A 25027-nucleotide genomic window follows, 5' to 3' on the forward strand; every position below is an offset into this window, starting at 1 on the left:
GTGTCACTATATAGGAGCAGCGTTTTACATAGAAGCCTGGATTTTGTTGCAGGCTTCGACAGGGTTTCACCGGTTAGCAGTTGGACAGTGGCAGCCGGGTGGAAAATTTGATCTCTTCCATCGCAAAACTCGAGGTAACATCGGTCAGGCCATCGACTTCACTGATCAGCTTTTTATAGAAACGGTCGAAGGATTCGATATCCCGGGTCGCTACCCGCAGCAGATAGTCCCACTCTCCGGCCATCCGGTAGCACTCCATCACTTCATCGAACCGGCTTATTGAGTGCGCAAAGCGCGTTAACCACTGCTCTTCATGTTGCTGGGTTTTTATATGGACAAATACGGAGACCCCTGCGCCTACTTTGGCGCTGTCGAGCAGGGCCACCCGGGCTTTGATGACGCCGTTCTCTTCCAGGCGTTTGATGCGCTTCCAGCAGGGGGTTGTCGAAAGGTTAACCCGTTCAGCTATTTCCGCTACCGGCAGGGTAATATCCTGTTGTAGCAGATTGAGAATCTTATTATCTATCGAATCCATGGAAAAATTATCTTATTTTTGCAAGTTATAGATAAAATTATTCTATAAATTCTCTTTTTTATCCAGCAGAAAGCAAAAAATATCTCTGCCTGCCCACGTATACTGTCTCCATTAATTGTTGATTAAAAGAGAGGCTTTCATGAGCGTCTGGACCGAACAGGCAGTGGCAAGAATTCAGGCTGATGCACAGCGCTCAGCCGACACCCATCTGATTAAACTGGAGCTCCCCGCACTGGCGGGGATCGATCTCTACCTGAAAGATGAAAGCAGTCATCCTACCGGAAGTCTCAAACATCGGTTGGCCCGCTCCCTGTTTCTCTACGCATTATGCAATGGTCAGATCAATCAGGGCACGACCGTGATTGAGGCATCATCTGGCAGTACTGCCGTGTCGGAGGCGTATTTCGCCCGTATGATCGGTGTACCCTTTGTCGCAGTCATGCCTCGTAAAACGGCCAAAGCAAAAATCAGACAGGTTGAGTTCTATGGTGGCCGGTGCCACTTTGTCGATTGTCCCACGCAGATGCATGAAGCGGCGGTGGTGCTTGCCGCTGAGTGCAATGGCCATTTTATGGATCAGTTCCGTTTTGCTGAGCGGGCCACCGACTGGCGTGGCAACAGTAATATAGCCGAGAGTATCTTCCGGCAGATGAAACTGGAATCACATCCGGTACCGACAGCGATTGTGATGAGTGCCGGTACCGGTGGTACCACCGCCACCCTGGGGCGCTATATTCGCTATAAGGGGTTTAACACCACGCTGGTTGCGGTAGATCCTGAAAATTCGGTTTTCTATGATGTCTGGCAGACCGGTGATCGCAGTCTGGAGATTAGCCAGGGAAGCCGTATCGAAGGGATCGGTCGCCCCCGGGCAGAGGAATCGTTTCAACCAACGGTGATTGACCGGATGATGAGGGTTCCTGATGGCGCGTCGGTCGCGGCGATGCTCTGGCTGGAACATCTCTGTGGTCGCAAAGTGGGAGCCTCTACCGGCACTAATCTCTGGGGTATGCTGACGCTGGCGGCCGAGATGCATCAGCGGGGAGAGCAGGGGGCACTGGTCACCCTGATCTGTGATGGTGGCGAGCGCTATCTTGATAGTTACTATGATCCGGCCTGGGTTGCAGAAACGCTGGGCGATATCTCTGAGTATCAGTTACAGCTGAAAGGGGTGTTAGGGGGGAGATAGATTCAGGCTTGAATACAGTTTGATCTATCGTGTCTGGACACACGCTCCTGTGTGTAGGAGCCCCTTTCAGGGGCGATAACCAGAATCGCGGCTGGACGCCGCTCCTACAGTCCAGGGGTGTTTTGAAAAGTTAGTTTGTATAGCCGATCAGCGCCCTGAGTCCGGCGATCACACTGTCGCCCTCTTCCAGCGGCAGGCCATCTTCTGTTAGTTGGTTGATGCGGGTGACACCATCGACACTGCCCAGTTTTGACAGATATTCAATGATCGCCAGCGGATCAATTTCACCCAGCAGGTCACGGCCGCTCCACAGGCTGAAGAAAGTGATCAGACCGTAGGCGCCCCAGTTGGACACATCGGCGATCAGTAGCTCATCAACACGGGTCGCTGCCGGTGTGATATCCAGCCCCTTAATCGCTTCGGTGATGTTGCCCATGCCGATCTCGTTGCCACCATCGCCAATACCGATGGTTGGGCATTTTGCGTTGTTAACAAAGGTGTCGAAACAGGCGGTGCGGGCGCTGATGCTTTCACCGCGCATATTGTAATAACCACCATCTTCAGCCTGTCCCGGGCGTTCAATCGACAGTACTGCATCAGGGTTGTAGTTATACAGAGCCTTGAACGCTTCAAGGGTACGCTCCTGATGCTCACCAACACGGATTTCGTGGACACGATATTTTTCCATCAGCGCCTGAGAGACCGGTGGACCGCAGACAATCACCGGCGTAGCGCCGAGTTTTTCCAGCGCATCGTAGAGTGCAATGGCCCCCAGAGGACCATCGGTTTCAAAGGTATCCACCACCGGGAATCCGGTGCCGATCAGGACATGGCCTTTACACTTATAGAGGGTGCGTGCCGCTCGCAGATAGTAGCCGCTGGAAAGTGCTGGCTGGACGGTTTTCATTCCGCGCAGGTTGCGTGCAACCAACAGGTCTTCTACCTGCTTGCTCAGAACGTTTTCATTGATCGAATGTTGTGACATCGAGTGTTCTCTCTGTTTCGATTCTGTACGTTATCCGGTGTGTTACTGTGACCGGAGATAAAATGTGACCGTTATCGACCGGAATTAATCAACGGGTTCCGGCTCGGTATTGTTAAACCGTATATGGGCCAGACAGTGCAGGTTATGGGCATCATCGATGCTGATCTCATCAAATGATATCCGTGAACCGGGGAGCATCTGGGCCATACGGGCAGTATCCAGCGCGATCATTGAACCGATCTTCGGATAACCGCCAATGGTCTGGCGATCATTCAGCAGTACGATTGGCTGGCCATCGGCGGGGATCTGGATTGCACCGTGGCAGATACCTTCCGATAGAATACCGTCAAGTGCGGGCTTTACTTCAGGCCCCGCCAGTCGGTAACCCATACGGTCAGCCCGGTCGGTGACTTTGTATTCACTGCTGAAGAACAGTCGTTTCTGATAGTCGCTGAAGGCCTGTTGCTGATAGCCGGTAATGACCCGCAAAGTTACATTATCGCTGTAGTCCGGACGGTGAGTTTCAGGCAGGCGATAACCTTTGTGCTTCATGGGTGGTTTGCAGTTCAGGTAGTCTCCCTGCTTTAGTTTCTCTCCGGTGAAGCCGCCGATCCCCTCCCGGGTGACGGTCGCGCTGCTGGAAAAACTATGCTCGACCTGAAAGCCGCCGCTGACGGCCAGATAAGCGCGGGCACCCTGGGCTGAAAAGCCAACTTCGATCTTGTCCCCGGCTTTAATCCGGTGCGCATGCCAGCGATCCTGCTCAACACCGTTGATCTTCAGGGGCATCTGCGCGCCTGCCAGAACGATCTGTGCATCGGTTTCTGCCAGCAGCACCAGGCCACCAAAACTGATCTCAAGCGCTGTGGTGTTCACTGGATTATCAACCAAACGGTTAGCCCATTTGAATGCCAGTGCATCCAGAGGACCTCCGGTGGTCAGGCCGATACGGTGATGGCCAAAGCGTCCGGCATCCTGAATCAGAGTCATCAGGCCGGGTTGTACTACTTTAAAACCGCTCATCTGATCTCTCCCAATTCACCACCCTGGGCGAAAAACTCTTCCCGGCTGATCGGATTAAACCGTACCCGGTCACCCACCTGTACCGGCATGGTTGGCTCCGCTTTTGGATCAAACATCCGGGTGGGGCACAGGCCGATAAGATTCCAGCCGCCGGGGGATACGGCCGGATAAACCGCTGTCTGACGATCAGCTATCGCGATGGCTCCCCGCGGTACTTTGGTTCGTGGTGTTGCCAGCCGGGGCGCAGCAATACGTGCATCCACTTCGCCAAGGTAGGCAAAACCGGGGGCAAAACCGATCGCGTATACCCGGTATTCCATCTCGCTGTGAATTTTAATGACCTCCTCTATGCTGAGGTCTGCCCGCTGCGCCAGTGCTTCCAGGTCGGGGCCTGATTCGGTGCTGTAATAGGCGGGCAAAATAACTAAGTTACCTTCGCTGCTTTCACTGTTGTCCAGCTTGCTCAGTAGTTCACGAATACAGCGGCGTACCTCCAGATGGTCGGTAGCCAACTGATCGTAGATCACCAGCAGGGAAGCGTAAGAGGGCACCATATCGATCAGTTTGCCATTCAGTTCCGTTTCGAGAATGGTCACTGCCTGTTGCACCTGAGAGGAAACCCTGGGATCGGTTTTGTCACCGAAGTAGATGATCAGAGCGTTTTCCCCGGCAATTTCAACCCGAATGCTGTTTGTTTCGGTATTCATTAGCTGATCAACCTGCGAATTTCCTGGATGGCGTTGACCCCGTCCATATTATCTCCATGGACACACAGTGTATCGGCTTGCAACGTCAGGGTGTGGCCGCTAACCGTGGTAACCGTGCCCTGTTCCTGCAGCTGTTTAACCTGTGCGAGCATTTTCTCTTTGCTATGTACTGCACCGGGCTTTGATCGGGTCAGCAGCTTGCCATCATCGTCATAACAGCGATCAGCAAAGATCTCAAACCAGAGTTCAAGGCCGATACTGTCGGCTTCCTGCTGATGTTGGGCTGACTGGGGGGTGCTTTGCAGCATCAGCACCAGAGGACGGTGATAGTCAGACACCGCCTGCATAATGGTAGCGCGGACAGCTGCGTCGGCCATCATATCGTTGTACATGGCGCCATGGGGTTTGACGTAGGTCAGCGTAAGCCCCTGAGTCTGAGCCATGCCATCAATGGCCGCAATCTGATAGTGCACCATCGCTTTGAGTTCATCAGCTGAAGCTTTTAGGCTGCGTCGACCAAAGCCTACCAGGTCGGGATAACCTGGATGGGCACCGATGGTGACACTGTTCTGTTTTGCCAGAGTCAGGGTTTTTTGCAACACCAGAGGGTCGCCCGCATGAAAACCACAGGCAATGTTAGCCTGATCGATATGCGGCATCACCGCTTCATCCAAACCCATTTTCCACGAGCCGAAGCTTTCACCCAGGTCACAGTTAAGACGTAATGACATATTCAGTTCTCCTTTTACAGCACAGCCAGTCGGCTGTTAGGCAGATCGGTGATCAGCATATGGCCGGGACTGTGGGTGATACAGAACTCGGGTTTAGCCTGTTCAATCGCGACCTGAGGTGTGACACCGCAAGCCCAGAATACCGGCAGTTCTCCCGCTTTAATGGTGACCGCATCTCCGAAGTCCGGCGTGTTGATATCACGAATACCGATCTGGGATGGATCGCCCAGATGTAGCGGAGCGCCATGCACCGAGGGAAAGCGGGTGCAGATCTGAACCGCGCGGATCGCATCGGCAGCCTTCATCGGGCGCATGCTGACTACTGTGGTGCCACTGAAACGGCCGGCACTTTTACACTCAATATTGGTGCGGTACATCGGTACATTGACACCTTCGGTGATATTGCGCACTTCCAGTCCGTCAGCGAGCAGCGCTTCTTCAAAAGAGAAAGAGCAACCCAGTACAAAGGTGACCAGATCATCGCGCCAGTAGGGCTTGAGGTCGGCAACTTCCTCGGTGAGGACTCCGTTTTTGTAAATACGGTATTTGGGAACATCGCTACGGATATCGATATCCTGTCCCAGGTCGGGCAGCATGAACTCGCCAGGCTGGCTGGACATGCCAACAATCGGGCAGGGTTTCGGGTTTTTTTGGCAGAACTGCAGAAAATCATTCGCCCAGTCTTTCGGCATGATCGCCAGGTTTCCCTGAACGAAACCCTGACCATATCCGGATGTATTGCCGGTAAACTCACCGCTGCGAATCTGCTGGCGGATTTCAAAAGGTGTCATCTCTTTGTTCATCGGTTAAGCCTTAGTCTGCGGGCCGCAATGCGGCGATCTTGTAATCTTTCTACAGCCTGATTCCAGTGGAATAGCAGGCGGAAAGGAGTAACCTGGCCATTGCAAGATGTCAGGTGGTTTATCTGTTCTGCACGGTATTAGCTTAGACCCTACAGGAAAAAACGGGCATCCATGACAAATGATGGTGCCGGAGAATGTGCCGGACGGCAGGGGTTAGGGAGGCTGCCCAGGATCACTGGCCAGCCCATTAACTGATCTATCTGCAGATGCGGAGATATCAGTTAAAAAAACAGTTGGCTTACTGTGAAGCCAGCCATTGTTCAACCTGCGCTTTGCTGCGGCCGAAAAAAACGACACGCGCTGTAGCACTCAGGGCACCGTTATAGCCGATATTGCGACGGTAGACCCACCAGCTATCAGCGGCCTTCTCAATGATTGCGTCAACGTGACGGAGTTGCTGAAACTGGTCCAGCGGAATCATTGTGCTCATGGTCTTAGTCGTGCTCCTGATAGAATCATCACTATTATCAAAGTAAGTATCATTGTGGCGTTACGCTGATAAGCTGTCTAATGAATAATCCCTTACATATCTGATAACTTTTATTTATCAGGCAGGAAATTGACTGAAACCTGTGAGGGGAGCTGTCAGGGGGAAGTGGAGCTGGAGCGTCTGAGCCTAGGTTATTTTTTCCATGGTCTCACGAACCCAGTTGAGGCTGTCTGTGTAAGCATTGTTTAGTTGCGGGCCAGAGTAAAGGTCGGGTAGCGAATGCCACTCGCCCAGAATAAAACTGTCTACAGTGGTTAGCAGGTTACCGTACTCCCCGTCACCATACTGAATCGCTTTGTGGATCACGTCACTCAGAGGAACCTGCTGCAGAATTTCCTCTCTGGGGGTATCCAGCAGTGCATCAAGTCCGGCAAATATCCCCATCATAAATGCACTGGAGCCGGAGAGAGCCGGATTGTTTTCGGCCAGCAGTTCACACATTCTTGCGCGTATCAGCGTATGTCGGGTGAGTTCGTCGGGTTTGGTCATCTCTCCGGAAAAGGCGATCAGCGCGCACCAGCGCTTTATCTCCTGCACTCCCAGTATGACGACCGCCTCGTCAAGACTTTCTATCTTCCTGATCAGATTGAATAGTGGAGAGTTAACGATACGGATGATCTTAAAGGTCAGTTGAGGGTCTTTTTTGACAATCTGTCCTATCTCTGCGGGCGTCACGGTGGGCTCTGCTAACAGGGACATCAGCTCCATCATCACAATCTCATTGGCGCTCAGCTTACGCCCTTCAACCACTTGTGGCCGACACAGGAAATATCCCTGAAACAGTTTAAATCCCAGCGCTTTACAATGGTTAAATACCTCCATTGTTTCGATCTTTTCAGCGAGCAGAGTGACGTTATAGGGTTTGAGCAGCTCGACATGCTCTATCAGTTGCTGGTCGCTCAGTTGTAACAGATCCAGCTTCACCAGATGCACCATCTCAAGAATCGGATCATATTCAGAGCTATAGATAAAATCATCCAGCGCCATACGGTATCCCGCGTCGATGAAGCGCTGGATACCGGCAATCAGGGTTTCATCAACGGTCATCCCTTCGAGAATCTCAAGCACGACATGTTTGCGGGATATTGCTGGTATATGGCTCGATGTCAGCATCTCCCGGGTCAGGTTGATAAAGGCTGGCAGGGCTGTCAGTTTGCCTGCCTTGCAGATACTGGTGAAATTGTTGAGTAAAACCTGAGAGGTCGCGCTGTTGCCGTCGGTAATAATCGAATGTTGTTGGTTGTCTTTGTCCCGATATAACAGCTCATAAGCTACAACATTGAGATCTGCATCGAATATGGGCTGGCGGGCCATTAAAATATCCTGAGGCATTGCTCCCCCTAAAGTCGCCGTATCAGCCTTTGATATCCCCTTTCTACGCGGGAAGGAAGGGATCTGATGTTCTGCGCTCAGTATAGCCCTTTTGTGCCGGAAGGTTGTCTTCTCTATCACCAGATTGGGTTTTAATTCCGATCTTCCTGAGTCGCTGTTGCTACTGCTTATACAATTGTTATGATTGGGCCTGTAGAGTTTATTTCGATGGATTGAATATCGTGAAGGTGATTATGATCAAAGCTGCACTCTTTAAACCCCGATGTCTGAAAGCCCTGGGGCTGGTTGTATTCAGCATGATTTCGCCGCTGGTCATGGCATTTGATTATTTTGTCGTCAACCATGAGGCCGAAGTTTACTCAGCCCCTGACAGTAGTGAGTTGTTAACCCGTCTGGGCCAGGGCAGTGTGTTACTCGAAATTGACAAGAAAGGCAGCTGGTCGCGGGTATTTTTCCTCTCTGCGGATAAACAGCCTTTGAAGGGCTGGATGCTGAGCAGTTATCTTACCGCGCAGCAACAGGGGCAGAGCGAACCGGTAGCAGAGGGACAGCGCTATAGCGTTACGGTGAGCAGTCTGCGCTTGCGGCAGGGGCCGGGTAGCCAGTATGGGGTGGTTGGGAGTCTGTCACTTAATCAGCAGGTAACTGAATTGCAACGCCAGGATGAGTGGGTCAAAGTGCAATATCGCAATCGTTCTGGTCATAACGCAGAGGCCTGGACCGCGGTGCGTTTTCTCCGCTCAGTCGGGTCTTCCGGTGCTCAGCAGCCCGCCTCCGGAAGTGGTCAGCCTGCAGCAGGCAAACAGAATATGTCTGCTGTACCGTATCAGATTAGCGGTCGTCATGTGAATTTCCGCTCAGGTCCGGGAACCGGCTTTGCTGTTGTTGGCCAGGTGAGTGCTCCACAACGTGTCGAGGTGGTCGGGCAGCAAAAGGGCTGGATGAAGATTAATGTTGATCAGGGTGAGACAACGGTTTCAGGCTGGATTTCGCAACGTTTTCTTAAGCAGGTCAGGTAGGTCATTATCTGAAAAAAAAGGCTGAACATCGTTCAGCCTTTTTTTTCAGGATTTCAGTACGCTGGGAGAACTATTCTTCCTCTTCAGCGATCTCCTCTTCAGGTTCCGCCATCAGCGGGACGCTGGAGCCTTTTTTGTTAGTTTGAATATCACGAATCTTGGCCAGTTGTTTGTCTATTTTGTGTGCCAGAGAGTCCAGCGCTGCATACAGATTCTCTTCACTGGCTTTAGCAAACAGGTCTTTACCGGTGGCGTGAACGGTCGCCTCAACAATCTCCTCTTTACCATTGCTTTTTTCAATAGTGACCTGGGCGCTGGTGATAACGTTATAGCGTCTTTGACTCTCCTCTAACCAGGCTTCAATTTTTTCTCGTAATGCAGGAGAAACTTTGTCATTGCGGTTGGTAATATTGATATTCATGATGTAACCCTTACTGCAAACTATGCTTAATGTCACACCTACAGAATGCTCTTTTCAGATTTTATTGCAAGCGAATTTGTCACAAAAAAATAACCATTATGGGGCGACCGTTTGAGCCTGCGTTTCCTGACCGGTTGCGAGGTTTGCGATCGACGGCGAAGGATTACTGGCCGGGCCATCGGTATAACATTCTGACTAAGCCGTGGTGCGTAATTATTTTTGACCCCTGCTGATAATTATCACAGTATTGATGAGTGTGTAGTGGCAATTGAGCGGAACCGGGCTGATGACCAGAGAGCGCAACAAAGTATCGACCTCAGCGCTGGCTAAAATGCTGGGAAAGAGTAGCCGTCAGTTGTTTACTGAGCTGGAGGCTCTCGGCTGGATTAAACGGGAAGAACAGCGCTGGTCACTGACCGCAAAGGGGGAGTTTGAGCAGGGCAGTTACCGTGAGAGTGAGCGCTATGGTCGCTATATCGTCTGGCCGGACAGCGTGACTGAGCACCGCGCCTTGGTTAATCCTGAAGACCGGCTTACCGGAGCCAGGGGGCTGGGGTTGAAAAGCGGGTTAGCCGCCTCGCGTATCAATCAGTTGCTCGCTGATCTGGGCTGGGTCAGGCCCTGGCTGAAGGGGTGGCAACTGACGGATACCGGTGAGGCTCAGGGAGGCGTTCAGAAAGAGGATATTCATACCTCTATCCCCTATGTGGTATGGCCAAAAACGCTGCCGGATAACACTGTCTTTAAACGTGCCTTGCGGGAGTTCGGTCTGCATATGGCTGAGGTGGAACAATGCCATGGCTGCCGCGCGATGGATGGTCATCTGCTGCGCTCTGAAGCAGAGGTCAAGATTGATAACTGGTTATATCTTGCTCAGATCATCCATGCCTGCGATAAACCGTTGCCCGTTGCTGAACAGGCCAGGGCTGACTTTTATCTGCCGCAGGCCGGTTTGTTTATTGAGTATTGGGGGAGTGAAAAATCGCCCTCCTATCTGGCGGATAAAATGCGTAAAAAAGCGCTCTATGAAGCGCATAATCTGGCGGTTATCGAACTACAGGAGGTCGATCTCGATGCGCTGGATGAGGTGCTGCCCCGGCAACTGAGACGGTTTGGACTGGCCTGTTGAGCGGTGTTTAAGCGCAGGCTTTCAGGCTCAGGGAACCGCCATACCCCGTTGTACAAACGCAATGTTTGACATCCGCTCCATCCAGCCTTTCACATTGGGGAAGTCGTCCAGCTCAATCTCCTGCCATTCAAAGCGGCACGCCCAGGGGTAGATGGCAAAGTCGGCGATACTGAGGTCTAGATCAACAATAAATGCCTGGCCTTCCAGTTGTCTGTCCAGTACCCCCCAGAGTCGCCGGCTTTCTTCAGTGTAGCGGCTGATCGCATAGGGAATCTTCTCTTTGGCGAAGCGATTGAAGTGGTGTGCCTGTCCCAGCATGGGGCCAAAGCCTCCCATCTGCCACATCAGCCATTGCAGGCATTGCAGACGTTTCATCGGATCTGTCGGTAAAAAATTACCGGTTTTCTCTGCCAGATAGAGCAGAATGGCACCACTCTCGAACAGATGAACCGTTTCCCCACCGGGGCCCTCATCATCTGAAATAGCCGGAATTTTATTGTTTGGACTAATCGCCAGAAACTCCGGAGTAAACTGATCACCGGCCTGAATATTAATTGGATGAACTATGTAGGGAAGTGCCGTTGCTTCCAGCATAATTGACACTTTACGACCGTTGGGTGTCCCCCAGGTGTACAGATCGATCATGAGCGAGTCCTGTTTTTATTGTTGGGCAAAATGATTATAGATATCGATCAGTTCATCCTGACTGAAAGTGACAACAATAAGCTCCTGCCCCGGGGTTATCAGATTCGGGTTTTGTCCCAGTATCCCTTTATGATAGTTATAGACATAGGTGTCTTTCACCTTTTGATCCAGAATAGAACCGAGAAATGAGCTGGTGCTGTTAGGGAGTCGTTCATCCGCCTCCTGTGGTATATCGGCACTGATCAATTGGGCTTTGAGTTGAATACCTTTGGCAAAAGTATCTATCAGTCCGCTCTGAATGATCCCCCAGAGACCCTGCTTGTCCGCGTCACTGACGCCGTGGATATAGAATAGTGTGCCCGCCGGATTATCCGGATTATTAAGCAACTCTTTCAGTCTGACCTGATCGGCCAGGGGGAGCTGGCTGGTGGGCACGGCTTTGTGCTGGGGATGGAGAGAGTTTCCTATCTGCTCCAGATTGATGCCATAGGTTTTTGCATCCCCCTCTTTAACCGCTTCGGTGGCGGCTATTGCTGTAGCCAGGTCGGTCGGCAGTTTGAGTAACTGATCCTGAGTGACAAAGTTGTTGGCTGTGCCGATCTCGATCGCCTGCTCCGGGGCTGCTGTCAGGTTATCGATATGACGCTGGGCTTTTTCAGTCTCGCGCTGTACGGCCATTTTTGACAGTTCGTCCTGTCTGACTTCAGGGGGCGGAGTCTGAGCCAGCTGCGCTGGATTGAGGTAGAGGTAACCGGCAATGCCGATGCCTGCCAGTATGAGTAAAATCAGAACGTTGCGCATTTTTCCCCCGTTAGAAATCATCGCCACTCAGTTTACTATACGTTAAAAGAGTGGTTTATTTTCATAAGGTTCAGACTAAAACAGATTTTAGCGATATAAAAGTTAAATTGTTGCTCTGCAGAGGCCAGCCGGTCATTATCGGAGCTCAGCAGCACAGGCGCATCTCTTCTATACTGGATGAGTTGTAAGCTGCGTTTAACGGGATTGTCTATGACGGAACAGATTGAAGAGATACTGCAATTCTGGTTTGGTGAGCTTAAACAGGGATTTCCGGTGAGCAACCGAAAGTCGCTCTGGTGGTTTGGTGACGAGGCGATGGATCGTCAGCTCGGTGATCTGTTCGGCCATCAGGTCAGGCAGGCGCTATGGGGGCAACTGGATGACTGGGCGGGGCAGCCTCGGGGACGGCTGGCATTGATTATCCTGCTGGACCAGTTTACCCGGAGCATCTATCGTGGCTCGGCCGATGCCTTTTCCGGCGATTACAGAGCCGAACAGCTTTGTCGGGAAGGGATTGAACTGGGTCATGATATGGCACTTGAGGGGAGTGAAAAGTTATTTTTCTATATGCCCCTTGAGCATGCCGAAGATATCATCGCACAGAACTTGTGTATCTCTCAGATAGAAGCGATGTTGTGCACCACTCCCCGGGAGTTGAGGCATCATATCGATAATGCGCTGGACTTTGCCCATGAGCATCGCAATCTTATTGTCCGCTTTGGGCGTTTTCCTCATCGCAATAAGATACTCGGGCGTTCCTCGACACCGGAAGAGTTAGCATATCTGAATCAACCGCATAAACGTTATGGGCAGTAGATATTTGCATCAATCCTCAAAAAAGTATTTACTAAACAGAAACATGGGTGTCATTAAAGGAATGAAAAGGTGATAGATACCAGGCAGACTGAAATCCGAAGCCGGGTACAGACCATTGTCATTATGGTGGTTTCAATACTGGTGTTTATAGCCCTGTTTATTGGCATTCGTTCCTATGAAGAGCGGGTTGCTGTACAGGCGATCAGGCTGGCAATTGAGCACCGGGTTGATAATGTTGATTATGCTCAGGCGGGCAAGGCAAAAGATATCGATTCACTCTGGGCGGTGTATGGCCCACAAAAGGAGCTGACTGAGGAGGAGTTCTATCGTCTGGCGGATCCGATTGTAGACAGTCATCACACCTATCTGCCGCTGTTTATCGCTTTGATGGGCGGAGTGCTGAACTTTGTTATGCTGGGGATGGGGGTCAATGCGGCATTGCGTGCCCGTCAGCTGCACAAAGTGCTTGAATCGAAAGAGATGGAGCTGCAACGCAGCCAGGAAAAGCTTGCGTCCGTTACGGTGATGGATGAACTCACGGGGCTGGCTAACAAGCGTCACTTCCATCAGGTGTTGTCAACCGAGTGCCGCAGAGCCGTACGGGAGTTCAGTCCGTTAACCCTGATGTTGATTGAGGTTGATAAGATCGAGGCTGAGCAACTGCCAGAGGATTATGCTGATCAGCAGGCGGGGTTGATTGCTGAGGTTCTTAAAGGGGCTATTTCACGGCCAGGGGATATGGCTGCCCGCATAGACAGCGGACGCTTTGCTATGCTGCTGCCAGCAACTAACGAACAGTCGCCGGTGTTGGCTGACAGGCTCTGTCATGATATTCATGATATTGAACTTGGCGGGCATCAACTGAGTGTCAGTATCGGTATCAGTACGCTACAACCTTCGGCGCTCCTGACCGCCGAATACATTCTGTCGCAGACCGAAGCGGCGCTCCATGAAGCGTTACAGAGTGGTGGCTGTCAGGTACGGGCGATAACGGAAGATCCCCGTGATATTCCTGTAACGTTTTCCAATTAGACTTGTTTCTGCTAAGCCTGCCCCGTGCAGGCTTTCTTTTGCGGCGGAGAGACAACAGTGAGTAACCCATCTGACAACCCGGACAACACTCCCATATCTCCTGTTGATGAGACTGTTACCTATCTCTCAGCCCAGGGCGGTCCTGAAGCTCCTCAGGCGGACCGGTTGGTCGCGCATCGGGGGTATGCATCCCGCTATCCGGAAAATTCGCTACTGGCGATTGAGCGGGCCCTGGCAGCCGGAGCAAAATTTGTTGAGGTGGACCTGCAACTGACCGCTGATCTTGAACCGGTGCTCTATCATGACCGGGATATGGCGCGACTTTCCGGCACGGATAATAAGATTCAGTTGCTCACCTACGATGAGCTTGATCGTTATAGCCTGCATAACCCGGTGGCCTTCAGTGATCGCTTTGAAGATGAACCGATCTCCCATCTTCAGCATCTGGTTAATCTGATGCTGCATTATCCTGAAGTGACTTTTTTTGTTGAGTTCAAGCGGGTTGCTATCGAAACATTCGGCGTTGAGGTCTGTGTGGAGAGGGCGCTGCCCCTGTTAGAACTGGTCAGGTCGCAGGTGGTGCTGATCAGCTATTCCCGATCGCTGGTGGACCGGGTACTTGAGGATAACTGGCGCGCCGGCTGGGTCTCTGATCAGTTTCCAGCCAGCGGATGGTGGCAGGGGTTTATCAGGCCGCCACACTATCTGTTGCTCGATTATACCTGCTTGCGTAAAGTTGATCTTGCAACCGAAAAACGTAGCTGGCCCGGGATCCGTGTGGTGCTCTATGAAGTGGCGGATGCTGAGCTTGCCCGTACTCTGTTTGCCCGGGGTGCCGATCTGATAGAAACCTTTTCGATCTCCCCGATGCGCAAGGCCCTGGGGCAGAATCCGTTATCCTTCGAGTGAATCCAGATACTCATTAAATGTATTCAGCCACGACTGGTAGCGCAGTGCTAAGGGGCCGTTGGCTTGAGGGGTGAAGGTTTTTTCCGGTACAAAATCCCGTACGCTGTTTGGTAGCACCTGCCAGGCGGCGCCCAGCGATGTGATCTCGTGTTGTTCATAACGCAGCACCGGCAAGCCACTCAGATCTGCAACCCGCTGACAGAGCGAGCTGAGCTGACTGATACCCCCGCCAATGATAATCTGTTTAGCCGGGGGCAGTGCAGACATCGCTCTGATATTTCTGCAGATAAGAAACACAATACTCTCCATAACGGCAACCATCCGGGCCTCCGGGTCGTCGCAATCGTTAATCCAGCAAGAACGATCCAGTGATTGCCAGTAAGGAGACCCGACGCCTCCAACCATATTCATAAACAGGGGAGGGTCGGTGCACTTTTCGGCCCAGCTATCGATATCCCGGGTATCTGGCCGGCAGATATTAAAGGCCCAGTCCAGCGCGTTTGCTGCACCATTGATGGTGGCTTCGGCGCTGTAAAGGGGCTGTTTGTCGGAGTGGATCAGATGATGCAGTATCCGCTCCTGAGGGTGCAACCCCCGCTCGGTCAGTACCCGGTTCATAAAGCCGCCACTGCCGAGGTTGATATAGAGGTTGTCCTGCGACGGCTCGCCAAAGGCAAACAGTGCCGCAGCCTGATCACCACTGACATAGTTGAGGGGCAGGCTTAAGCCGGGCAGTTTCAGCGTACCAAAGTTGTACTTGCTGGGGCGGACTTTCGGCAGCAGTGAATCCGGTAGCTGAAACAGGTCCAGCAGTTCGGGATGCCAGTCCCGGTCTTTGAGGGAGAACAGCATCGTTCTGGCTGCGCTCACACCGTCAATCAGGTCCGGTTGCTCATGGAGTAACTGCTTGATAAGCCAACTGGCGACAGGACCGCCGCGGATACGATGCTTAGCTGTGTTGAAGATCATATGTTCCAGACACCAGCGCAGCTTTGAGGCGGGCAGGTGGGCATTAGGGTAGAGCCCTGTGAGCTGGCGCACCATACTTGCCAGGGGCATCAGGTCGTCGATGTAATGAAAACCGCGCCGGTCCTGCCAACTGATGATAGGTGTCAGCGGGTTACCGTCGTCTGCATCCCAGCAGAGCACGCTGGAGCGTTGTGTCGTCAGGGCTGCGGTGCGCAGTTTGGCGCGGTCTTCCCGTTTCAGTTTACTGACCGCCTCCAGAGCTGCGCGTTTCAGGGAAATCAGGATATCGGTCGGCTGCTGCTCCGCGCGGTTGGGCTGGGTAAGCCGGGTTTTTACCTGTACTTGTCCCTGACTCAGGCAGTTGCCAAAGCGATCAAACACCATCGCCCGGCTACTATGGCTACCCTGATCCATAACAAGGCATAAGTCAGAACGCATCTGTTATCCCCATGCCTTTAAAAGCCTGTGATTTACTCTCATGGTGTTTATTTCGCCTCCTTACCCGGTTTCCGTTATTTCCTTATACCCTGACCACACAGGGCGTGTAAAATTCAATCCGGGTGAAATTAAGGAAAGGTCAGTGAATAGCATACAACCATTAAGCGACATAATTGTGTCTTTGTTGAACCTCGTCCGCAAGGGGGCGCCCCGACAGTTGTTGCTGGTTAGCGGTGGGCGCCAGTGGTGTCAGCAGCAGGTTTCAGGTTTGAATTGCCCGACAACCCGGATACTCTGGATTGGTGATGCCGGGGTTGGTCTGGTCCCCCCGGCGCAGCTTAAACCGGTCAGTGCCAAACAGACACATCAGTTGCTGGGGCAGGAGAGTGAGTGTGTTTTCTTTGATTGCTGGAGCGGCTTTAACCCTAATGGGTTTGGTCAGGTGTCTGGCACATTGATCGCAGGCGGGGTGCTTGTGCTAATCACTCCTACTCTATCTGCCTGGCAGGCGTTTAATGATCCTGAGTATGAGCATATTGCTGTGGAGCCCTATGGGGTGGCCGATGTCGGTCGTCGTTTTATCCGCCATCTGCAGGGCTGTATTGCCTGCGATACTGACCTGATTCAGTTCACCGAAGAGACCCCCTTGCCGCAGCTTTGCCGACCAAAAGATGCTGTAACCCCAGTGGCCGGAACCCATGGTCAGCCGGAAGCGGAAACCTCATCCTGCAGCGCACCGTTTCGCACCGCGGATCAGGAGAGGACCGTTAAACAGTGTCTGCAGGCGGTCCGTCAGTCCCGGGCTGTGCTGGTGCTGACCGCTGATCGGGGGCGGGGTAAAAGTGCTGCGCTGGGCATACTCGCTGCGGTATTAATGCGAAAGGGAATAACAGCGCCAGAGCAGGATATCCCCAATACGGACTCATCCGTCAATCGCGACAGGCTCGATATTATTCTGACCGCCCCATCACGGGGGGCAGTGCAGTCGGTGATAGCGATGCTGGAAAGACTATTATCTGCAGAGCTTCGCGAACACCCCCGGGACCTTTGGATATATGGAGAGAATCGGTTGCGCTTTATGCTGCCTGATCAACTGTCCCGGCAACAACCGGATGCGGACCTGCTGCTGATCGATGAAGCGGCAGCAATTCCAGCCCCGGTACTGTTAAGTCTGCTGGATTATCGGCGGGTTATCTTTGCTTCGACCCTGCACGGCTATGAGGGAACCGGACAGGGGTTTGCTGTGCGCTTTATGCCCACGCTTGACCGCAGGGTGCCCGAACGGCAGCTGCTCTCTATGCAGCAGCCGGTACGCTGGGCCGAAGGCGATCCACTGGAGCGGTTTACCTATCGGGCATTATTACTGGATGCCGAGCCTGTAACACTGGCGGCTACCCCTGCGCAGTGGGGGGGGGTGAGCTTCAGAAAGCTGGACCGTGATGATCTGATCGCCGATAGTGACATGCTCAAGCAGTTGTTCGGCTTGTTGATTCTGGCGCACTACCGGACCACCCCGGGGGATCTGCGTATTTTGCTGGATAGCCCCAATATTGAGGTGTGGGCAGGGTTCAGTGAAGAGGAAGAGCCTACGCTAGTGGCAACGGCATTGCTGGCCTATGAAGGGCCGATTAACCACGGTCTGGCTGAGGCGATAATGGCTGGCACCCGACGACCAAAAGGTCAGTTAATTCCCCAGACACTGCTGGCTCACTGCCATATTCCTGAAGCGGCAGGTTGCCGCGGGCTGAGGGTCATGCGGATTGCGGTACATCCGCAACGACAGCGACGGGGTATTGGCACAGCCCTGTTACAGGCGATCGAACAGGCCAGCACAGATATTGACTGGCTGGGTACCAGCTTTGGGGCAACGGCGGAGCTGTTGAGTTTCTGGCAGCCGTTTGGTTTCCGCCTGCAACGGCTTGGCTATAACCGGGATAAGGTCAGCGGAACCCACGCTGCCGTCATGCTGCGGGGAGTATCGCCTGCCGGGATTGTGCTGCAGGAGAAAGGCACTGACAAGGCCAGCCTGCAGCTTAAAAGACTGGCTTTGCAGGGGACCGGGCAGATCAGTTCAGATCTGCTCAGTTTGTTTGCCCTGTAACCGGTCCGCTTCAGGCTATTGACCGTAGCTTTGTGCCTGACAGGTTTCCAGCACTTCTACAGGGTCGTTGAGCGAGATGAGACCATGGTTTAGTGGCACCAGGTTTTGCCCGAAGTGGGCTTCTCCGTCAGTGCCCCTGCGGTACTGTTTTAAGACACTCAGAGGTTCCCGGTCGGTGTTGCGCTCCAGCGTTTCCGGATCGGTGGTGGTGAGAATACAGCGGCCGCAGGGTTTTACGACTTCAAACTCGACTTCTCCTATTCTGATCCGCTGCCAGCCATCTTCAGCGTAGGGGGCGCAATTATTGACAACCAGGTTGGGACGCATCTGCTCCATCCGTACTGTGCTTTTACAGCGTGTATTGAGGTCGCTCAGGGATGCTTCAGAGATCAGTAGCAGCGGATAACCATCAGCAAAGGCGACCTGATTCCCGGGTCGGCGGCTCACCGGGCGGCTGGATTGCGGGCCAAAAAAATAGAGTTTGCAGGGGCGTTGCAGATATTCATTGAACCACTGTGCAGCTTTATCACCGCAGCACACCGCATCGATGCTGTCCTGCCATACGCGGATGCTGTGGTAGGGGCCACTGAAGGCTGCATATTCAAGGTGAAGAGGCTCAACCCCCGGTGCTGTCAGCAGAATGCCCTCTGGCAGCAGAGCGGTTTTAACCCCCAGTAAGCGGGGCTGAGTTCTGGCGGTTATAAATTTGCCGTTGTCATCGCAGAGCACAAACTGCCGGTCAAACGCCAGCCCGGTATCCGTAACGGCGCTTCGGCTCAGAGCGACCGGTGCGGTCGACTTAACCGGATAGATGCTAATCTGAGTCAGTTGAGGCTGATCAGGCTGAGCTTTTATAGACTGAGTTTGTAAAGATTTAACTTGAGTCGGCGGTAATGTCATCCCTTGATCTCTCTTTTTCTGTCCTGGAGGTTAACATGGGCGGTATTTAATGGCTGAACAGAGCGAAGCGTAACGCTTGTACATCATGATTGGAATTATTTCGCGGATTATTTGCGCTATAGTCTAGTCCGACAAACAGGGTAAAACGAGGCACAGATGGACATAACCCCAGAAAGACTGCAGAAGCTGGCTAATATGAAGATGCCGTTTGGGAAATATAAGGGCCGGATACTGGTGGATCTGCCGGAGCCCTATCTGGTGTGGTTTGCTGGGAAGGGCTTTCCTGAAGGGGAGATCGGTATTCTGCTGCAGATTCTGTATGAAGTGAAACTCAACGGTCTGGAAGACGTTCTCAGGCCCCTGAGAGCGTCATATTAATATGATCACCCTGATTCAGATCTAACCACTACGCTTGTCGGGGTGAAGTTGCTGCCCCGACATTTGTCGCTCATACTTTCTGTAAACGTAATCTGGAGATGCTGATGAAATTCTTAACGGTTTTACTCGTCTCGTCACTGCTTGCATGTTTGCCGGTAAGTGCCAACGCAGCGTCGGCTCAGGAGATTGACGCTAAAGTTAATCAGACGTTGAAGGAGTTCTATCATCATAGTCCGGCGGGAAAAGAGCTGGCCAGAAAAGCGGTTGGCGTCTTGGTATTTCCCGATGTGATTAAGGCGGGCATGGGAATTGGTGGAGAGTATGGCGAAGGTGCGCTTCGGGTGGGTGGTAAAACAGCCGCTTATTATAATGTTGCATCCGCTTCAATCGGTTTCCAGCTGGGGGCACAGATTAAATCAGAAGTACTGCTGTTTATGAGTCAGGAGGCACTGGATAAATTCCGCAACAGTGATGGCTGGGAAGCGGGGGTGGATGGCAGTGTGGCTCTGGCGACTGTGGGAGCCGGTGGGCAGATAGACTCAAATACAGTACAGCAGCCTATCATTGGTTTTATCTTCTCCAATAAGGGGTTAATGTATAATCTCAGCATTGAAGGTTCGAAAATAACCCGTATCGATAGATAGGACGATTTTTAAAATGCGTATAGCCCCGTTATTGAGTGTTTTGCTGACAGCTACTGTTATAGCCGCATCGCCCGCGGTATTGGCTAAGAAAGCTGAGAGTGCTGGCAGAGACGAGTCCGGGGGATATCACCGGCAGGAGCACAGCGTCGAACAACACGACCGTCAACGGAATGAAAATACTGTGCGGCACCGCACCTTTAGTGATGATGAGCGATATCGGATTCGTAACTTTTATCAGCAGCGTGAAGAGAATGAACAGCGTGAGCGTCAGCAGGGAAGTCAAGGTAAGTATCAGTCAAAACATGCGCAAAAAGATAAGCAGAAACCGATACCTCAGGGACTGGAAATGAAGCTGCAGCGTGGCGGAAACCTGCCTCCCGGCTGGGAGAGTAAAGTTGTGCCGGGTGATCGCCTTGATCGCGAACTTTACCGTCAGTCCGAACCATTGCCTGATGATCTGGACAGAGCTATCGGGCGGGTCGCTGGTGAGGAAAACCGGCGGCTTGGCAATAAGGTGATCAGAGTGCTTGAGGGTGATGCCACCGTGATCGATGTGATTGATATACTGGATGCCAGCGGCGTTATGGAGTAAGCCTTAAGATGACCCCCGCGATTCAATTAGCCAAACGGGCTAAAGTGAAGTTCACTGTCCATGAATATCAGCATGATCCTGCTTGTGAATCATATGGAGAGGAAGCGGCCAAAGCACTTAATGTTTTACCGCAACGGGTTTATAAAACACTGATGGTGGCTGTTAATGGCGATAATCGACAGCTGGCGGTTGCGGTGGTACCGGTGGCTGGGCAGCTGAACCTGAAAGCGGTAGCCAGTGCGTTAAAAACAAAGAAAGTGAGCATGGCTGATCCGCAACAGGCGCAACGCAGCAGCGGTTATCTGGTGGGAGGAATCAGCCCGCTGGGACAGAAAAAATCGTTACCAACCCTGCTGGATGATTCCGCCGGGCAGTTTGAAACCATCTTCGTCAGTGCCGGGAAACGGGGTCTGGAGATCGAGTTGCGTCCCGCCGACCTGTTGCAGCTGACCCGGGGATCAATGGCGGAAATCGGTCGTTAGGCTGGCATAGCTCTCTCCAGGCCGGCCACTATTTGCGCTGCTTAACGTTACAGATTGACGTTGTAGCTTGATGTTGCGATTGACGTTATAGACAGCTCAATAAAAAAGGCCATCAGAGATGGCCTTTTTTTGATCAGTCAGAATGTTATCCGGCTTTTTTGTGCTCAATATACTCATGAGCTTTGCGTCCCGGCTTAAACTGGGCGGCTTCTAAATTATGCTTGTTCAGCAGTTTATAAAAGTCGGTCCGGTTGCGCTGGGCAATTTTGGCCGCCTGGGTCACATTGCCAGCAGTGATATGCATCACTTTGGTCAGATAGCTTCTCTCAAAACTGGATCGAGCCTCATTAAAGGAGGGGATTACCCGGTCCTGATTGGCAATCGCCTGATTGACCAGTCCTTCGCTGATGATCGGCGCGCCAGACAGGGCGACGGTCTGCTCAACCACGTTCTCCAGTTGACGCACATTGCCGGGCCAGGCCGCCTGAGCAAGGATATGCAGCGCTCCGGGAGAGATTCCCTTAACTTTAGGATTGTGTCGTTTAGCCGACTGCTCGACAAAGTAGCGGGCCAGCAAAGGTATATCTTCAGGGCGATCCCGCAGCGGCGGCAGATCCAGGTTAACCACATTGAGGCGGTAGTAGAGGTCTTCGCGAAACTCGCCATCCTCCATCGCCAGCTCCAGGTTGCGGTGGGTTGCTGAGATTACCCGGACGTCGATCTCGATGGAGCGGGTTGAGCCCACCGGACGAATGGTTCGCTCCTGAATGGCGCGTAGCAGCTTAACCTGGAGTGTCGTGGGCATATCACCAATCTCATCCAGGAACAGCGTGCCCCCTTCAGCAGACTGAAACAGACCTTCATGCTGCGTGACCGCCCCGGTGAAGGCCCCTTTTGCATGGCCAAACAGCTCGGACTCAAGTAGTTGCTCTGGCAGTGCGCCACAGTTAATCGCTACAAAGGGCTTGTCGCAGCGGTCGCTGGCATTGTGGATCGCCTTTGCCATCAGTTCCTTACCGGTACCGCTGGGGCCGGTGATCAGAACGCTGACATTGGATTTAGCAACCCGTTCAGCCTGGCTGAGACGTTCATTCATCAACGGGCTCTGGGTCACAATAGCACTGCGCCAGCTATCATCCTGCGCGTGTGCCGAATCCAGCGCCGAGTTGATTGTGGTGAGCAGTTGCTCTTTATCGATAGGTTTGGTCAGGAAACCGAAAATACCTTTCTGAGTTGCTTCAACGGCATCCGGGATAGAGCCGTGAGCTGTAATGATCACTACGGGCAGGGCCGGGTGGTCTTCCTGAATCGCTGAGAACAGTGCCATGCCATCCATTCCGTCCATGCGCAGATCGCTCAGAACCAGGTCGGGTGTCTCATGTTTGATCCGTTTCAGTGCTTCTACGCCTGAATTAGCAGTATCAATGATAAAGCCTGAGGCACTCAGGCGTAAGCTTAGAACTTTAAGGATACCCGGATCATCATCCACAATAAGGATGCGTTGCTGAGTAGACTTCATAGATTTTCTCCTCTCTGCCTTTCTATCGAGACAGATCATTCTCAATGCGAGTCAATGCTTCTATCTGCTGCCTGAGCTTGTCCCGTTCGGCGGACAGCGCTTTGCGCTCAAGGTCAGCGGTATTCAGAGCACGTTGTAGCGTCATAACTGCCTGGGTGTACTGGTAGCGCACCAGCAGGTATTGCTCTGCATCACATTGGGGTGTTTTATCCAGATCAAGCTGTTCAAACAGCTCAATGGATCGTTTTATCTGGGCCGTAGTGTTATCGGGCTGACTGAGAAGCATGGCCTGGATAATTACCTGATCTTTATCTGCTGCTTGTTTAAGCATAGCGGCTTTTCCCTCAGGCCGGGATTGTTGGTATTGCTGCTCCAGTATCATCCATTCACCTATATCTCCTGCGATACAGGTAAAGCCGTTGTCTGGCGTCGGCAGAAATTGCTTTATCTGGCAGCCACCAAGCATCATAACTGTAAAAACAACTAACAGCGTTTTACTCATCTGAAGCGTGTCCTTGATTCGGTATACTTATCATAAAACTAACATAACCATCCTGATTGCTGTGAAGTTCAAGATTACCGCCCATCGCTCTGATTGCTTCCCGGGCGATGCTTAAGCCTATTCCGGACCCTTTGACCGACCCCTGTCGCTTGTTTACCCCCTGATAGAAGGGGTCAAAAAGTTGTTCTAGGTCTGTTACCGGTATCTCTGGACCCGTATTGCCGATCTCTATTTTAAGGGTTTCATCCTCTTGCGTCAGGGTAATCTTCAACAGACCATTCTCACTACCGTAGACCGACGCATTGGAGATCAGGTTGCTCAAAGCGCGTTGTAATAATCCTTTTTCGATCCCCCAGGGAATGTCCTGCTTTGGCAGTGTGACCTGGATCTGTTTCTGTTTGAGCAGCAACTGATGGGATGACAGAGACTCTTTGATGACAGGCAGGATGGGTTGAGTCTGAAGCTCATGTTCACCTCCGTGCTGCAATCGGTTGTAATCCAGTAGCTGTTCAATCAGCGACTGCAGAGAAAGGCTGTTTTCCTGCATCAGGGTGATGATTTCTTTTTGATTTTCGGTCAGGGGCCCCGCAAGCTCTTCAGCCAGGAGATCCGTACCCTCTCTCAGTGTAGTCAGGGGGGTTTTTAATTCATGGGACATATGCCGTAAAAAAGCCTGTTTTTCCTGCTCAAGCAGCTGCAGGTGGGTTTCCAGCCATTCCAGTTGCTGATTCAGTGCCAGAAACTCTTTAGGCCCATTGAAGGGTTCTGACATGTCTAACTGGCCATGACCTAAGGCTTTGATTCTCAGCATCAGCTGTTTGACTGGCTGAGTTATCCTGATACTGAAAAACAGGATAAGAATAGTGGACAGCGTTATCAGCAAACCGGCCTGTAGCCAGAGCAGATTCTGCTGCTCTTCAGCTTTGGCATTGAGAAACTCCAGCCGCTGATCAAGCTTCTTGCGGGTGTCGTCGTAGAGTGTCTGGGTCAGAGGCACCAGCTCGGTGACTTTTTCTCCGGTGGTTTTATCCAGAGGTAGCTTTTCAAGCTGAGTAATCAGGGCAAAGATCGTTTCAATATTACCGGAATCGATCAGAAAACTGTGCAGTTGCAGCAGCTCTTTATATTCAGAAAGCTGCGAGCGAAAACGCTCCTCGATCTCGCTTTTTTTCAGAACTTCATACTGTCGGGCTGAACGGACAAGATCTCCCGATAACTCTCGAAGATGCTGGCTGCGGCTGAAAAAATCGAGAGCTTCTTTGGCGTGCTCGCGTCCCTGGCGAGACAGTGTCACCATCGAGTCGGTAGCCTGATAGATAAGAATTCCCAGCGGTGCAACCACCAGAACAAACGCCAGAACCACCAGCTGCATCAATGATCGGGTTTGCAGCGAAGAAACCTTTCCAGTATTCAAGTTGTTTATAGCGTGACGTTTCCTTAACAGTTGTTGCTCATCAGATAATTCTCAGTGCTGTCAGCGTCAGAATATTCCTCAACCCTTTGATCTCTTCCTGCAGAGGCTGAATCTCTTCCCGGTTCAGAACCCCGTCATTGTTGATATCCAGTTTATGAAAACTGTTAACCAATGATGGATGACGGCGCATCTCTGTCAGTGAAACCTCATTGTCACGATTCCTGTCCAGCGACTCAAACATCGACAGTGAACGGGTTCGCTTGACCGGTGTCTTATCTTTAGGAAGCTCAGAACGTATATGTTCAATCACTTCGATATTGGATAGTCGTTCCAATGATCTTTCAGGCTCAGCCTGGACCAGTGTTGCAGTGAAGGTCATTGACAATAGTATAGTTGCTACGCGCATCTCTATCTCCCGGAAATTGCTAGTTGACAGCTAATAAGCAATTACCGGGCCTTGA

At 52.1% G+C, this 25027-nt stretch carries 28 protein-coding genes; 11 read left to right on the forward strand and 17 right to left on the reverse strand.

The window, feature by feature from the left end:
• Positions 1-73: 73 nt before the first annotated feature.
• Positions 74-535, reverse strand: a complete 462-nt coding sequence (locus OCU43_RS08520) for an Lrp/AsnC family transcriptional regulator (protein ID WP_091353431.1) — start codon at positions 533-535, stop codon at positions 74-76.
• 139 nt (positions 536-674) lie between these two features.
• Between OCU43_RS08520 and OCU43_RS08525 the strand changes: the two genes are divergently transcribed.
• Positions 675-1724 (forward strand): PLP-dependent cysteine synthase family protein, encoded by a 1050-nt coding sequence (locus tag OCU43_RS08525; protein ID WP_091353432.1) that lies wholly within the window; start codon positions 675-677, stop codon positions 1722-1724.
• Between the two features lie 130 nt (positions 1725-1854).
• On the opposite strand, the gene OCU43_RS08530 is transcribed toward OCU43_RS08525, so the two are convergent.
• From OCU43_RS08530 to OCU43_RS08560, 7 genes are all read right to left on the reverse strand, one after another.
• Positions 1855-2709, reverse strand: coding sequence for a DUF4392 domain-containing protein (locus tag OCU43_RS08530; protein WP_091353435.1), 855 nt, complete (start codon positions 2707-2709; stop codon positions 1855-1857).
• Between the two features lie 84 nt (positions 2710-2793).
• Entirely contained in the window at positions 2794-3732 is a 939-nt protein-coding gene (locus tag OCU43_RS08535) for a 5-oxoprolinase subunit C family protein (protein WP_091353436.1), read from the reverse strand.
• Positions 3729-4439: a 5-oxoprolinase subunit PxpB gene (pxpB, locus tag OCU43_RS08540; protein ID WP_245756481.1), complete on the reverse strand. Its 711-nt coding sequence runs from the start codon at positions 4437-4439 to the stop codon at positions 3729-3731. Before pxpB ends, OCU43_RS08535 begins: the two co-directional genes overlap by 4 nt.
• A complete protein-coding gene (locus tag OCU43_RS08545) occupies positions 4439-5170 on the reverse strand; it encodes a 5-oxoprolinase subunit PxpA (protein WP_091353439.1) in 732 nt (243 codons plus the stop codon). Before OCU43_RS08545 ends, pxpB begins: the two co-directional genes overlap by 1 nt.
• Positions 5171-5184: 14 nt before the next feature.
• Positions 5185-5973: a putative hydro-lyase gene (locus OCU43_RS08550; protein ID WP_091353442.1), complete on the reverse strand. Its 789-nt coding sequence runs from the start codon at positions 5971-5973 to the stop codon at positions 5185-5187.
• Between the two features lie 298 nt (positions 5974-6271).
• The gene (locus OCU43_RS08555; RefSeq protein ID WP_091353445.1) at positions 6272-6463 is read right to left on the reverse strand and encodes a hypothetical protein; all 192 of its coding nucleotides are present in this window, start codon (positions 6461-6463) and stop codon (positions 6272-6274) included.
• Positions 6464-6649: 186 nt separating this feature from the next.
• Entirely contained in the window at positions 6650-7855 is a 1206-nt protein-coding gene (locus OCU43_RS08560; protein WP_091353448.1) for an EAL and HDOD domain-containing protein, read from the reverse strand.
• A gap of 233 nt (positions 7856-8088) precedes the next feature.
• Here OCU43_RS08560 and OCU43_RS08565 point away from each other — a divergent pair, with 233 nt between their 5' ends.
• Positions 8089-8874: an SH3 domain-containing protein gene (locus OCU43_RS08565; protein WP_139203119.1), complete on the forward strand. Its 786-nt coding sequence runs from the start codon at positions 8089-8091 to the stop codon at positions 8872-8874.
• A 70-nt stretch (positions 8875-8944) separates the two neighbouring features.
• Here the strand turns inward: OCU43_RS08565 and hpf are convergent, their stop codons facing one another.
• On the reverse strand, positions 8945-9295 hold the full coding sequence (gene hpf / locus OCU43_RS08570) for a ribosome hibernation-promoting factor, HPF/YfiA family (RefSeq protein ID WP_091353455.1): 351 nt from the start codon (positions 9293-9295) through the stop codon (positions 8945-8947).
• Between the two features lie 286 nt (positions 9296-9581).
• Between hpf and OCU43_RS08575 the strand changes: the two genes are divergently transcribed.
• Positions 9582-10424 (forward strand): hypothetical protein, encoded by an 843-nt coding sequence (locus OCU43_RS08575; protein WP_091353457.1) that lies wholly within the window; start codon positions 9582-9584, stop codon positions 10422-10424.
• Between the two features lie 27 nt (positions 10425-10451).
• Here the strand turns inward: OCU43_RS08575 and OCU43_RS08580 are convergent, their stop codons facing one another.
• The gene (locus OCU43_RS08580) at positions 10452-11069 is read right to left on the reverse strand and encodes a glutathione S-transferase family protein (RefSeq protein ID WP_091353460.1); all 618 of its coding nucleotides are present in this window, start codon (positions 11067-11069) and stop codon (positions 10452-10454) included.
• A 15-nt stretch (positions 11070-11084) separates the two neighbouring features.
• Positions 11085-11870: a hypothetical protein gene (locus OCU43_RS08585; RefSeq protein WP_091353463.1), complete on the reverse strand. Its 786-nt coding sequence runs from the start codon at positions 11868-11870 to the stop codon at positions 11085-11087.
• A 210-nt stretch (positions 11871-12080) separates the two neighbouring features.
• Here OCU43_RS08585 and OCU43_RS08590 point away from each other — a divergent pair, with 210 nt between their 5' ends.
• The 3 genes from OCU43_RS08590 to OCU43_RS08600 all read left to right on the forward strand — a co-directional run bounded on the left by OCU43_RS08590 (position 12081) and on the right by OCU43_RS08600 (position 14627).
• Positions 12081-12686, forward strand: coding sequence for a DUF924 family protein (locus OCU43_RS08590; RefSeq protein ID WP_091353466.1), 606 nt, complete (start codon positions 12081-12083; stop codon positions 12684-12686).
• A 69-nt stretch (positions 12687-12755) separates the two neighbouring features.
• On the forward strand, positions 12756-13718 hold the full coding sequence (locus OCU43_RS08595; RefSeq protein WP_091353469.1) for a GGDEF domain-containing protein: 963 nt from the start codon (positions 12756-12758) through the stop codon (positions 13716-13718).
• Between the two features lie 57 nt (positions 13719-13775).
• Positions 13776-14627, forward strand: a complete 852-nt coding sequence (locus OCU43_RS08600; RefSeq protein ID WP_175483416.1) for a glycerophosphodiester phosphodiesterase family protein — start codon at positions 13776-13778, stop codon at positions 14625-14627.
• On the opposite strand, the gene OCU43_RS08605 is transcribed toward OCU43_RS08600, so the two are convergent.
• Positions 14613-16034, reverse strand: coding sequence for an FGGY family carbohydrate kinase (locus OCU43_RS08605; protein ID WP_091353475.1), 1422 nt, complete (start codon positions 16032-16034; stop codon positions 14613-14615). The two genes, OCU43_RS08600 and OCU43_RS08605, sit on opposite strands and share 15 nt — an antisense overlap.
• Positions 16035-16176: 142 nt before the next feature.
• Here OCU43_RS08605 and OCU43_RS08610 point away from each other — a divergent pair, with 142 nt between their 5' ends.
• Positions 16177-18135, forward strand: a complete 1959-nt coding sequence (locus OCU43_RS08610) for a tRNA(Met) cytidine acetyltransferase TmcA (protein WP_175483417.1) — start codon at positions 16177-16179, stop codon at positions 18133-18135.
• Positions 18136-18150: 15 nt separating this feature from the next.
• On the opposite strand, the gene OCU43_RS08615 is transcribed toward OCU43_RS08610, so the two are convergent.
• Positions 18151-19035, reverse strand: a complete 885-nt coding sequence (locus OCU43_RS08615; protein WP_091353480.1) for an MOSC domain-containing protein — start codon at positions 19033-19035, stop codon at positions 18151-18153.
• Positions 19036-19191: 156 nt separating this feature from the next.
• On the opposite strand from OCU43_RS08615, the gene OCU43_RS08620 reads away from it, so the two are divergent.
• The 4 genes from OCU43_RS08620 to ybaK all read left to right on the forward strand — a co-directional run bounded on the left by OCU43_RS08620 (position 19192) and on the right by ybaK (position 21131).
• Complete coding sequence (locus tag OCU43_RS08620; RefSeq protein WP_091353483.1) at positions 19192-19413, forward strand: DUF3820 family protein; 222 nt, start codon at positions 19192-19194, stop codon at positions 19411-19413.
• A gap of 104 nt (positions 19414-19517) precedes the next feature.
• The gene (locus OCU43_RS08625) at positions 19518-20057 is read left to right on the forward strand and encodes a BPSL1445 family SYLF domain-containing lipoprotein (RefSeq protein WP_175483418.1); all 540 of its coding nucleotides are present in this window, start codon (positions 19518-19520) and stop codon (positions 20055-20057) included.
• Between the two features lie 13 nt (positions 20058-20070).
• Positions 20071-20649, forward strand: coding sequence for a hypothetical protein (locus OCU43_RS08630; protein ID WP_091353487.1), 579 nt, complete (start codon positions 20071-20073; stop codon positions 20647-20649).
• Between the two features lie 8 nt (positions 20650-20657).
• Positions 20658-21131: a Cys-tRNA(Pro) deacylase gene (gene ybaK, locus OCU43_RS08635; RefSeq protein WP_091353490.1), complete on the forward strand. Its 474-nt coding sequence runs from the start codon at positions 20658-20660 to the stop codon at positions 21129-21131.
• A gap of 145 nt (positions 21132-21276) precedes the next feature.
• Here the strand turns inward: ybaK and OCU43_RS08640 are convergent, their stop codons facing one another.
• From OCU43_RS08640 to OCU43_RS08655, 4 genes are read right to left on the reverse strand one after another with little or no spacing between them, the layout of a single operon-like run.
• A complete protein-coding gene (locus OCU43_RS08640; RefSeq protein WP_091353491.1) occupies positions 21277-22650 on the reverse strand; it encodes a sigma 54-interacting transcriptional regulator in 1374 nt (457 codons plus the stop codon).
• Positions 22651-22672: 22 nt separating this feature from the next.
• Positions 22673-23152, reverse strand: a complete 480-nt coding sequence (locus OCU43_RS08645) for a hypothetical protein (RefSeq protein WP_091353494.1) — start codon at positions 23150-23152, stop codon at positions 22673-22675.
• The gene (locus OCU43_RS08650) at positions 23145-24566 is read right to left on the reverse strand and encodes a sensor histidine kinase (protein ID WP_139203120.1); all 1422 of its coding nucleotides are present in this window, start codon (positions 24564-24566) and stop codon (positions 23145-23147) included. The genes OCU43_RS08645 and OCU43_RS08650 overlap by 8 nt, the downstream gene beginning before the upstream one ends.
• A 40-nt stretch (positions 24567-24606) precedes the next feature.
• Complete coding sequence (locus tag OCU43_RS08655) at positions 24607-24972, reverse strand: EF-hand domain-containing protein (RefSeq protein ID WP_139203121.1); 366 nt, start codon at positions 24970-24972, stop codon at positions 24607-24609.
• Positions 24973-25027 lie beyond the last annotated feature (55 nt).

This window comes from Amphritea atlantica (assembly GCF_024347255.1).
GTDB lineage: Bacteria > Pseudomonadota > Gammaproteobacteria > Pseudomonadales > Balneatricaceae > Amphritea > Amphritea atlantica.